Origin of the sequence: Candidatus Schmidhempelia bombi str. Bimp (assembly GCF_000471645.3) — a bacterium.
Lineage (GTDB): Bacteria > Pseudomonadota > Gammaproteobacteria > Enterobacterales > Orbaceae > Utexia > Utexia bombi.
The window spans coordinates 63,658-75,654 of record NZ_AWGA01000006.1 but is presented as its reverse complement, the minus strand read 5'-3'; the positions used below and the strand labels follow the sequence as shown (position 1 = coordinate 75,654).

General features: G+C 34.6%; 10 protein-coding genes and 1 tRNA gene. 5 read left to right on the top strand and 6 right to left on the bottom strand.

Translation table 11 applies throughout. The features are described from left to right. The first annotated feature begins 377 nt into the window (after positions 1-377). Positions 378-1,661: an aminopeptidase PepB gene (gene pepB / locus O970_RS00400; protein WP_024495219.1), complete on the top strand. Its 1,284-nt coding sequence runs from the start codon at positions 378-380 to the stop codon at positions 1,659-1,661. 95 nt (positions 1,662-1,756) lie between these two features. Here pepB and O970_RS00395 read toward each other — a convergent pair whose 3' ends face one another. Continuing rightward, the gene (locus O970_RS00395) at positions 1,757-2,323 is read right to left on the bottom strand and encodes a peptidylprolyl isomerase (protein WP_024495218.1); all 567 of its coding nucleotides are present in this window, start codon (positions 2,321-2,323) and stop codon (positions 1,757-1,759) included. 359 nt (positions 2,324-2,682) lie between these two features. Here O970_RS00395 and O970_RS00390 point away from each other — a divergent pair, with 359 nt between their 5' ends. The 3 genes from O970_RS00390 to robA all read left to right on the top strand — a co-directional run bounded on the left by O970_RS00390 (position 2,683) and on the right by robA (position 5,122). After that, the gene (locus tag O970_RS00390) at positions 2,683-3,378 is read left to right on the top strand and encodes a phosphoribosyltransferase family protein (protein WP_024495217.1); all 696 of its coding nucleotides are present in this window, start codon (positions 2,683-2,685) and stop codon (positions 3,376-3,378) included. 56 nt (positions 3,379-3,434) lie between these two features. Beyond that, complete coding sequence (gene nfuA / locus O970_RS00385; RefSeq protein ID WP_024495216.1) at positions 3,435-4,010, top strand: Fe-S biogenesis protein NfuA; 576 nt, start codon at positions 3,435-3,437, stop codon at positions 4,008-4,010. Positions 4,011-4,219: 209 nt separating this feature from the next. Continuing rightward, positions 4,220-5,122 carry an MDR efflux pump AcrAB transcriptional activator RobA gene (gene robA, locus O970_RS00380; protein ID WP_024495215.1) on the top strand — a complete coding sequence of 301 codons (903 nt, stop codon included), beginning with the start codon at positions 4,220-4,222 and terminating at the stop codon, positions 5,120-5,122. Positions 5,123-5,163: 41 nt separating this feature from the next. Here the strand turns inward: robA and trpR are convergent, their stop codons facing one another. Both trpR and sltY read right to left on the bottom strand, forming a co-directional pair. After that, entirely contained in the window at positions 5,164-5,445 is a 282-nt protein-coding gene (gene trpR / locus O970_RS00375) for a trp operon repressor (protein ID WP_024495214.1), read from the bottom strand. A 175-nt stretch (positions 5,446-5,620) separates the two neighbouring features. Then, a complete protein-coding gene (sltY, locus tag O970_RS00370) occupies positions 5,621-7,579 on the bottom strand; it encodes a murein transglycosylase (RefSeq protein WP_024495213.1) in 1,959 nt (652 codons plus the stop codon). 294 nt (positions 7,580-7,873) lie between these two features. Here sltY and O970_RS00365 point away from each other — a divergent pair. Next, positions 7,874-7,950 (top strand) — tRNA-Met (locus O970_RS00365). A 643-nt stretch (positions 7,951-8,593) separates the two neighbouring features. Here O970_RS00365 and O970_RS00355 read toward each other — a convergent pair. The 3 genes from O970_RS00355 to accA all read right to left on the bottom strand — a co-directional run bounded on the left by O970_RS00355 (position 8,594) and on the right by accA (position 11,907). Beyond that, a complete protein-coding gene (locus tag O970_RS00355; protein ID WP_024495212.1) occupies positions 8,594-9,814 on the bottom strand; it encodes an N-acetylmuramoyl-L-alanine amidase in 1,221 nt (406 codons plus the stop codon). Positions 9,815-10,238: 424 nt separating this feature from the next. Then, complete coding sequence (locus O970_RS00350; RefSeq protein WP_024495211.1) at positions 10,239-10,607, bottom strand: diacylglycerol kinase; 369 nt, start codon at positions 10,605-10,607, stop codon at positions 10,239-10,241. A gap of 340 nt (positions 10,608-10,947) precedes the next feature. Then, positions 10,948-11,907: an acetyl-CoA carboxylase carboxyl transferase subunit alpha gene (gene accA / locus O970_RS00345; protein ID WP_024495210.1), complete on the bottom strand. Its 960-nt coding sequence runs from the start codon at positions 11,905-11,907 to the stop codon at positions 10,948-10,950. Positions 11,908-11,997: the final 90 nt, after the last annotated feature.

Below are 11,997 nucleotides of genomic sequence, written 5' to 3'. Positions count from 1 at the left end.
TTAACCGCCGCGTAGGCGGCTTAGAAAGAAAGGTGTTGATTTTATCAAAACCTTTAGGTGTTAACCGCCGCGTAGGCGGCTTAGAAAGCACTTTCATGATCACTTACCAAAGCAATATTGTTAACCGCCGCGTAGGCGGTTTAAAAATTTGGATTTTGGAAGGATAAAATAAGTATTTGCTATTGAACATTAGCTTAATTTATTTTTAGTATATGTTGATAAAAAGCCACATAATAATCGTTATAGTCATATAATATCAATTTGCTGATTTACTATTGTAAGCAATAAAAATGATAATGTTCGACAAATTACTTACTATACCTAGACTTACGAACAATATTATTCTTTTTATTATATAAGATCATTATTGTAAGGAAATAACCATGACTGTTATGCCTATTTTTCTTTCAGAAAATCCCGCGCCTATTAAATGGGGAAATCATGCATTAATCAGCTATGCTGAACAAGGTGCAACTATTCATTATAAACACGAAACAAAATTGTCTTCTATTCAGCGTGCTGGAAGGCGGTTTGATAATCAAGGTATTAAGAGTGTCCAATTAGCTGGGGATGGCTGGGATCTTGAATCCGCTTGGCATTTTTGGCAAGGATTTCGTCACCCTAAGCGTAATAATGTGATTGAATGGCCAGTGCTATCTAATGACGAACATCAGGAATTAACTCATCGATTATTAATTATTGATTGGGTCCGTGATACGATTAATCTTTCTGCTGACGAGTTGGGACCGGTTGATCTGGCTCAGCACTGTGTAACCTTGATCAGTTCATTAACTGAACAATTTCAATATCAAATTATTAAAGGTCAGGAACTGAAAGATAAAAATTATATCGGACTCTATAGCGTTGGAAGAGGATCTATACGTGAACCCGCATTGTTGATATTAGATTATAATCCAACTAATGATGCAAATGCACCAATAGCGACAACATTGGTTGGTAAAGGTATTACTTTTGACTCGGGTGGTTATAGTTTAAAACCAACTAGTTTCATGGAGTCGATGAAGTCTGACATGGGCGGCGCAGCAACAGTTGCTGGCGCTTTAGCGTTAGCGATAGCGCGAGGGCTTGATAAACGGGTTAAATTAATTTTATGTTGTGCCGATAATTTAGTTAGTGGTCAAGCATTCAAATTGGGCGATATTTTGCGTTATCGCAACGGGAAAACAGTTGAAGTCACCAATACAGATGCTGAAGGACGTTTGGTATTAGCTGACGGATTGATCGATGCGCAACAAGATAATCCAGAAATGATTATTGATTGTGCAACGTTAACTGGTGCGGCTAAAATAGCGGTAGGCAATGACTATCATTCATTATTAAGTTTCGATGATGTGTTGGTCGATAAGCTATTACAAAGTGCTACAGAAGAACAAGAACCTTTTTGGCGTTTACCTTTAGCTGAGTTTCATAGAGCTCAATTACCATCAGCGTTTGCTGATCTTAATAATGCAGGCCAAGCTAATACCGCCGGTGCCAGTACTGCTGCTGCTTTTTTATCGCATTTTATTGAAAATTATCGACAGAATTGGCTACATATTGACTGTTCGGCAACCTATCGAAAGAGTAGTGTTGATTTATGGGCAACAGGTGCTACCGGAATTGGGGTAAGAAGTTTAGCCAATTTATTGCTAAAAGCATAAAATAAAAGATATTGTTGGTGATATTCATTATGACTGCGATTTAAATAGGATAAAAGGCGGTTAACCGCCTTTTATTAAGCCAGTAGCCGTGATTATTATTCAACTACATGAGCTTTTATAATATAAACTGGTTCAAGCGGTACATTTTGATGTATTTTATTAAAACGGCCTGTTTTTACTTCAGCAATTTTATCGACAACATCCATACCCTCAATGACATGTCCAAAAACGGCATAACCGTAATTATTAGGTGAAATATAGTTAAGATGATTATTATCAATAAGATTAATAAAGAATTGACTGGTTGCACTGTTAATTTTGTTGGTACGCGCCATTGCGATAGTGCCACGATTATTTTTTAGGCCATTGTCTGCTTCATTTTTGATGGGTGGATTAGCTGATTTTTGTTCCATTTTGTCATTAAATCCACCAGCTTGAATCATAAAATTGGGTATAACCCGATGAAAGATTAAGCCATTGTAAAAACCTTCATTAACATAATGTAAAAAATTTTCACTTGAGATAGGTGCTTTTTCATTATCAAGTTCCAGCAAGATATTACCCAGTGAGGTTTCCATTAGGACTTTGGTATTGGCGAATGTTGGGGTAGTTAAAACAGAAATAATCATTACGACAATGAAGAGAAAGCCTTTTTTGGACATTGTAAGATTTCCTTATGCAGTTTACATATTTAAAATTAGGTTAGTTTTGGTATGAAAATATTAATCAATGGGTTTTAGTCTAACATTTACCCATAAAATCAAATTATTTTAATCAAATAATTGAGTTTTGTAATAATGTAAATTGGGTAGCATTATTATTTATTTAGATAGCTTTATCAATATGTAGTTTTATATTGATCGTCTAATTTTGTAATGTTAAAAATTAAATGGATTTTTTTGTTTTCACTTCGCATAAAAATAACGTTATTAATCCGACACAATCTCATTTTGCTATAACAGTGATTGATGATTCAATTGATTGTTATTGGTAATATTAATTTATATAGGAAAATGGAAGTATGGTCAATTTAAATGGGTCAATTCGTTGTATATTATGCCATTTACCTTTAGCTGTAAATTGTCATGGAATTTGTTCATATTGTCTTAAACAGATACCAATTATCCCAAATAGTTGCTTAAACTGTGCACTGCCTACTGTGGATAATACGGTTTGTCATTCATGTAGGAAAAAAAACTTACCATGGCAGATAATGATGGCCGTTGGTGAATATAACCAGCCATTAAAGCGCTTGGTTCATCAACTAAAATTTAATGGTCGTATAGAGTTGGCTCATGCATTAGCGAGGTTATTGTTACTTAGATGGTTAACTTTCCGGCATCAATTTGGTATAGCAAAGCCAGATTTAGTCCTCCCTGTACCGTTATTTTTTCTACGTCAGTGGCAACGGGGATTTAACCAAGCGGCAATTTTAGCCAAATTACTGGCTGGTTGGCTAAATTGTGATTGCCCATCTCAATATCTATTACGTCATCAAGCTACGCCAGCGCAGAAGATGTTATCAGCGGCTCAGCGCCGGCAAAATTTAATTGGTACGTTTATTTGTCGTAATATACTACACCAAAAGCGAGTTTTATTAGTGGATGATGTAGTGACGACGGGCAGTACGGTTGAGGAGATATGTCATACTTTAAAACGAAATAAGGCGGGTGAGATACAGATAATTTGTTTATGTAGAACCTTGTCGTTACATTAAACTAATCCTATAATGCCTACTATATTAGTCAACTATTTTAGGCAACCGATATGTCCATTATTACTATTACCGAGCCAGCACAAGCTCATTTTAAACGATTGTTAGAAAAACAAGCACCAGGGACTCAAATTAGAGTGTTTGTTATTAATCCGGGAACACCTTCAGCGGAATGTGGTGTTTCATATTGTCCCCAAGAAAGTATCGAAGAACAAGATTTCGTACAAAATTTTGATGGTTTTACCGTATACATTGATGAAATAAGTGCGCCTTATTTAGAAGAGGCGTTGATTGATTTTGTGACGGATGAATTAGGCTCACAACTTACTTTAAAAGCACCCAATTCGAAAATGCGTAAAGTAGCGGATGATGCGCCATTAATTGAACGAGTACAATATATATTACAAACTAAAGTTAATCCACAATTAGCCAGCCATGGCGGCTATGTCTCTTTGGTTGAAATTACCGATGATAATGTTGTGATGTTGCAATTTGGTGGTGGCTGTAATGGTTGTTCAATGATTGATGTCACCTTGAAAGAGGGGATAGAAAAGGAACTTCTAACCGCGTTTCCTGAATTGACAGGCGTAAAAGATTTTACCGAACATCAGCATGGTGAGCATTCATACTGTTAATGCTGTTAGGATAATTAGGCATATTTTTACTGGATGTTTAAAAAACGATATGCCTTATTCGCTATAATGTGCTAACCACTTACCGCTTATAATTGTCTTCTCATATAATATTATGTTTTATTGGATTTTTCCATTATACTTACCCACCGCCTACGTTATGCAAAAGTAACTTTTAAAAACATTTATATAAAGATAGTGATACTTGTGTTATGAATCAAATGAGCATTATTTCTGATTTAATAAAGTGGATAGAAAAGAATTTAGAACAGCCACTTTCAATTGATCATGTTGCTAAAAAATCAGGTTACTCTAAATGGCATTTACAACGTATGTTTAAGGATGTAACAGGTAAAGTGCTGGGGACCTATATCCGTCATCGTCGTTTAACTCATGCTGCTCTGGCGTTAAAATTAACCAGTAAACCTATTTTAGATATTGCTATGCAATATCAATTTGATTCACAGCAGACCTTTACCCGATCGTTTAAAAAACAGTTTAAACTTACACCTGCAAACTATCGACGTGCTGAATTATGGGATCCAGTGGGATTAACACCGCCTATTCAATTAGATAGAAAATTAGTCCATTTACCGCAGCCGCTTTTTATTACTATTCCCGAACAGGTATTTTGGGGCGTATCTTATAAGAGCCGTTGTAATTTAGATAATATGTGGCGTGAACAGTTAACTAATCGTGAAAAATTTTTCGTTGATTATTTAAATAAATATATTAAACATAATGAGCCTATTCCATCAAAATTATTTGCATTTTTTCAATCAATAGAAAGCTCAGATAATCCAGAAGAGCAAGAAATTCTTTATACTATTGGTTTAGAACAAAAGAAAAATATTGAGGGCATTGATCAATTCAGCCATAAAGCGGGTTTGTATGCTAGTTTTAAATATGTTGGTCCCATTGATGATTTTTGGGATTTTATTATACAGGTCTATTTAGCTGCGATGCCTTCACTTGGGGTCAAACTTCGTCGGGGTCCACATATTGAGATTTATCATCATAATAGTAATTGGGATTTAAAACGATTACAAAGACCAAAACTCATAGAGTGTGATTACTGTATCCCTGTGGTTAACGAGCAAAATAATTGCCATTAAGTGCTACAGTTAAAAACAGTAGCACTTTATCCTATTACTGGTTACGGCTGTAAATTTTTTTCTAGCCATAATTTAAATTCAGGTGACGCCTCTTTTAAACTATTGGAGCCGCGTGTTACTGTGGCAATACCAATGCCTAAATGATCTTTTAATTCTCGCTGATTCATTGAGCCATCTAATAATAAAGTAATAATTTTTACTCGATTAATAATTGCCTCACGTTCATCAGTCGTAAGTAATAATTTGAAAAGATCGAGTTCAACCTCATCCTCAAACGCTTGCTTCAATAGTGCGATAGTGTTAAGCCAATCTTTTGGGGACATTGTGATCCTTATCTGTAAACTTAAGTGAATAGTAGTAAAAACCACTATCATCTATATTTAAAATGGTTAAGCTGATTATGATTCATATTCATTCTTAACCAAACCATATTGTGAATGTCATCTGTCACGTTTTATCTATATTCAGACTATTATAACGTAACCCTATTCGCAAATACTAATAGGCATAGTTTAACTCTTCAGCAGTGAATAAGCCTTTAGGCTTTTGTTTTAAGACCAACTGATAGATATAATCATACACTAATACATTTTTGACGTAATTACGGGTTTCTGTATAAGGAATCGTTTCAATAAAACTGATGGCATCAAGTTGGCTATTGCTTTCTGTTAACCACCGTTTTACCCGGCCAGGTCCTGCATTATAAGCGGCTGAGCTAAGAATACGATTATGATTAAACTGTTGATAAACTGAATCAAGGTAATAAGTCCCTAATAAAATATTGGTTTCAGGTTCGTATAATTGATTAGGGGATTGATAACTAAAATCCGTTATTTTACGTGCTGTTTCTTTGGCGGTTGCTGGCATTAATTGCATAAGGCCTCTAGCACCAGCGGGTGAACTAACCGTAGGCGCTAATGCACTTTCTTGTCGAGCAATAGCTAACGAATAAGAGATAGGAATAGTTTTATCGTTTAATGCTTGCTTAAAGGTGTCGATATGGACCGCAGGGAAGCGTTCTACCCAGTTATTCCATAATTTACCTGAAATGGTGGCTTGTACACTATATTCTCCCCAATTTTGTAAGTAAGCATACCGCGCTAATTCTGCAAGTTTTGTCGAATTATTCGGTTGAGACAGGTAATTACGCCATTCACGACTTGCTTGTTGATAATTACCCCAATAACGTAATTCGATAATGCGCTGGATTGTTGGTTGTTGTTTATAACGCTGCATTAATAAGTTATATTCTTCTTCTAATGACTTTTGGGCAATAACCGTATAATTTAAGTTATAATGATAAGGCTTGTTAAGGTTCTGTGCGCTTAGCATGGCATAAAAGCCTCGTTCTTTGATTAGTGCATTCAGAATAGAATTAGCTTGTTTTACATAACCTTGTTTTTTTAAAATTTTCGCTTCCCAATAACGCCATTCATCCTTATCTTGACTATCCTTTGGTAATAAGTGAATCCAATGTAATACTTGATGATCGTCTTGATCACGAATCGCCAAACGAATACGTTTTTCAATAAGCGCTGTGCTACCTTGTTTTGCGATGATCTGATCTCGCCACTGAATGTCTTCTTTTGTTGCCGAAGCCGTAAACCATTGCCAAGCAATATCCCGTTTTAATTGATTATGTTGTTCGGTGGTGAGATGCTGTTGAGTTGCGAGTGTTGATAGTACTTTTTTAGCATATTTAGGATCACGACGCGCTAAACGTCCAAAGCTGTTAACAACCACACTTTGAGTAAAGTGGCTGTAAGCGATCTTATCAGAAAAAGCGACAAGTTGTTTTGGATCATTCAGCACAGCAAGTAAGGCGGAACGAGTTGTTTTATAAGTATCTGGTAATAGATTAGTTAAGTAGCGGACTAATTTTATATTATTGGCTTTTAATGCGAGTTCTATTCGTAACAAAATCAGATTTTCTGTGCGTCCATGTTCCTTATCCCAAACCTTAAATAACGCATCACAGGCTGAAGGAAGTTCATTACCTGTTAACCAAATTGATGCAACAGACGCCAGTGCTTGTTGTTTATGACCAAGTTGATATAACGCATAATGATAGTAACAATTTGATTGAGTAGAGCTGTCACGTGGAAAAGAGATTAACGTTGACCATTGTTGATTATCATTAAGGTATTTTATATATTGGCGTTTTAAATCATTGGCTAGCGGTGTATCGTAGTAGCTTTTGACAAAATCTGTTATTTGATCTGTCGAAACGCTTGATATATTCGCGGTTAAATAATCAAACAAGGCATAAGGATAGAGCGGATAGTTTTTAAGTTGATCAAGTCGTTTTTGTTGAGAATTATTATCTCCTTTTTTTCCATTAGTTTGCCATAACTGATAATCTTTTCTTTGTTGTGTTAAGGAACTGGCATAGCTATTAGTTATATTTATTGTTATCACAGCCAAAAGTACCGTATAACGCACAATGAATTTCCACATGATAAAACTTTCCTTGTAGTTCTGACTTTATAAAGCGTAAATTTTAATTTTTATGATTAAGGAATAATAAAAACCACAATAATCATCTAGAATCAACCTAATTCTATCTGAATAGTGATAGGAGATATTACTGTCATTATAGCAAAAATTTTTAGGTAAATAATGCTGGATAAGTTTGATTTTTTAGTTAATTAATGAGTTAAAATGAAAAATTTTTCCTATAAATACAACATTTTGTTAAAAATGTACTTGTAATTTATTATATTTAGTGTATTATATATTTCTCTTGACGGACGCGGGGTGGAGCAGCTTGGTAGCTCGTCGGGCTCATAACCCGAAGGTCGTTGGTTCAAATCCAGCCCCCGCAACCAATTCTGATTTTATAAGAAAATCATCAATCATCAATCATCAATCATCAATCATCAATCATCAATCATCAATCATCAATCATCAATCATCAATCATCAATCATCAATCATCAATCATCAATCATCAATCATCAATCATCAATCATCAATCATCAATCATCAATCATCAATCATTATTATGTTAATTATTTTTAGCCATTCGGTAGGGATCTAAAGAAGAAAAAGTTTTTCCTGATAAAAACATATTATGCATTATAAAATGTTAAATTTAATTATAAGATTAATTTTGAATCCAAATAGGAACTATTTATTCATATTTTTCTCACTGGGGTAGGCGTGGTTAAATTAATAACTATCAAAAGCGGTAATAAAATCATAGAAATAGGAACTAAGCCATCATAAAATCAGTAGTGAATAGATATACAATAATGCAACTCATTTTTCAGAATTAGGCACAAATAAGCAGATAAACCAGTCTAGTCGATTTCCACTGTAGTAATGATAATCTGTCTATTGCTTAATAGTAAATCCTACCCTTGCAATCATCTTCTTTTTATAAGAAACCTATCAATGTCGTCTATGTTTGTTTTTTAGTCATCAATTTAATGAACCGCTGATTGATATTTTTATAAAATTTAATTAACGATTAGACTTTACGTCTATGAATATAATTTTTAATGCCTTTTAGCATGGCCGTAGCTAATTGATTTTGAAAATGGGAAGTACGTAGGCGTTTTTCTTCTTCTGGATTACTGATAAAAGCTGTTTCTACTAAGACGGAAGGAACATCCGGCGCTTTTAATACGGAAAAGGCAGCATGTTCGATATTTTTTTTATGCAAAGGATTAACATGTTTAATCTGATTTAAAATTGATTCACCTAGCAATACACTATTGCTAATGGTGGTTTTCTGGACTAAATCTAAAATAGTGTGATCAAGATAATGGTCACCACTGCGACTTACGCCACCAATTTCATCCGCTTCATTCTGGGTTTGTGCCAAGTAGCTAGCCGCTGAACTACTTGCGCCGCGCGTTGAGAGGACAAATACTGAGGAACCTTTTGCTTCGCGCCGCTTAAATGCATCGGCATGAATGGAAATAAACAAATCGGCATGTAATGAGCGGGCTTTAGCAACGCGAACGTTGAGTGGTAAAAATACATCCTCGTCACGTGTCATATATACATTCATATTCGCTTCTTTTTTGATAAGATTACGTAAGCGACGAGCGATTTGTAATACCACATCTTTCTCTTTGGTTTTATTGTAGCCAATAGCGCCAGGATCTTCGCCACCGTGCCCCGGATCGATAACAATAACTACGGCGTTATTTTTGTTGGTGGGGCGAGTATCATTTTCCGTATTAGTTAATTTACCTTTATTAAAATTCTCTAGTAAACCTAATAGCGGATCCTCATCAACTTTTGCTTTTTTTTGTGGATAAAGGTCAATCACTAGACGATGTTTAAATTCGGAAATAGGCTTAAGCTTAAAAATATTAGGATTAATGCCTTGTTTTAATTCAATTACCAATCGAGCAACATCTTTTTTATACTGACCGACACGCAATTCTTTAATATACGGATCATTTTTTTGGACCAATGTGGTGATATTACGTAAGGTTGAATTTACTTCCAAATTATCAATATCAATCACTAAACGGGCCGGTGATGTAAGAAAAAATTGGTGATACGTCAACGGAATATTTGATTCTAGCGTAATACGTGTATATGTTGAAGATGGCCAAACACGAACGGCGACCATTTGAGTTAATGCGGCAAACCCTACTCGACTAACACTGAGCAAACATGCAGCCATAATACCTTTTAAAATAAAGCGACGTGTTACATCATATGAATCTGACATATAACAATCTCTAGTGCAGTTATAAATGCTGGTAGTAAGTAATGGCGTTGTTGTCGCATTTTTTTAACAAATTCCGTAAATTGTTGAGGGTATATTCATTTTTATAAAAAAATGACATTAAAATTAAATACTTTTATCACTATTTTTAATAAAATTAACATATTACACTCTTATTCATCAATAATGTTAACAGATTATAATAGACCAACGCTACTAAAATTACCGCATAAACGACAAGTTAAACAAAATAAGACGATATATTCAACAAAATTGTTGATTTATACGATTTTATAAGGGATTATTTATAATAGAAGCCCATCTAAGACAAGATTTTGTTTTTACTGCCAAATGACAAACCATGTTGATGACGTTCTCAACATGGTTATAACGCTGCGACATAGCGATGCTGAATACTATCCGTGCATTAAGCGAAAAAATGGCTATAAAAAATGATAAGCCATAAAAGAGAGGCGATCAGAATGGATAAAAATACTGCGGCTGAACCTAGATCTTTAGCTCGTCCTGAAAGTTCGTGATGTTCCTTACTAATACGATCGACCACCGCTTCAATTGCGCTATTAATCAATTCAATCACCATAACAAAACCGATGGAAATAATTAATAATATACGTTCATATAGTGAGAATTCAATCAATGTAATAATTAATAGGGTTGCAATAAATACATAACATTCTTGTTTAAATGCTATTTCATATTTAAACGCCGCTTTTAGTCCCTGAAATGAATATTTGATGGCTTTTATTATTCGAGTTAATCCTGTTGTTTTTTTCATCATCGTGTTACATAAAGATTTTTATTTTAGTCATCATACCATTTCAATAACATGTATATAAACCTTAATTGGCTATTTTATTCAATTTCAGTATAGCAAGGATAAAGTTGAGTAATGTTTTTTGTTTTTAGAGTGGGGTATATAAGGTGGTTACTTGATAATTATTTTTTATTTGTTAGTGATTGATTGAAAAATATTCTAAATATAGTGCATGATTTATCCTTGAATAATGAGTTAATTTTATTATATCCATATTTAGTTTAGCCTAAGAGTAAGTTAAAAATAAGAAATAAAAAAACCGGCTATTATCGCCGGTTGTTTTTAGCATTTATGAAATCGATTAGTTAAGATAACCGTAGCTAAGTAAACGTTTATAGCGACGCTCGATTAATGCTTCATTATTTAATTCTGTCAAATCATGTAAATCAGCTACTAGCTGTTTTTTCAATAACTCAGCCATTTTAGGAATGTTGCGATGTGCACCGCCTAAAGGTTCATTTATGATTGAGTCAATTAAACCACGTTTTTTCAAGCGCTCTGCGGTCATATTCATTGCTTCTGCTGCAACGAAAGCCTTGTCCGCACTTTTCCACAAAATAGATGCGCAACCTTCAGGAGAAATAACAGAATAAGTACTATATTGTAACATATTGACTTTATCACCGACCCCAATCGCCAGTGCACCACCTGATCCCCCTTCACCAATAACCGTACAGATAATTGGCACTCTCAAGCGAGACATTTCTCGTAAGTTACGCGCGATCGCTTCTGATTGCCCGCGTTCTTCGGCACCAATACCAGGATAGGCACCAGGGGTATCAATAAAGGTAATAATTGGTAAATGAAATCGTTCAGCCATTTCCATGAGTCGTAATGCTTTGCGGTAACCTTCTGGTGCTGGCATACCGAAATTACGACGTATTTTTTCTTTGGTTTCCCGTCCTTTTTGATGACCGATAATCATTACTGGACGGTTATCAATACGACCAATTCCGCCAACGATAGCTTTATCATCCGCAAAAGATCTATCGCCAGCTAATTCATCAAAATCAGTAAAAATTTCTTGGATATAATCTAAGGTATAAGGTCGATTTGGATGGCGTGCTAACTGGGCTACTTGCCATGCGGTTAAATTGGAGAACACCTTTTTAGTTAATTCTTCACTTTTTTTATTCAATTGTTTGATTTCTTTATCGAGATTCACATCAATTTGGGTATTTTGTGAATCTATATCGCGCAAAGCAGCAATTTTAGCTTCTAACTCTGCGATCGGTTTTTCAAAATCAAGAAAATTATTCATATGTATACTCTATTATTGCTGTTTCTTATATTAAGCGAACTAAGAAACACGCCTTTGGTTTTAATTTATTCGTTAAATTTTACTACGTAA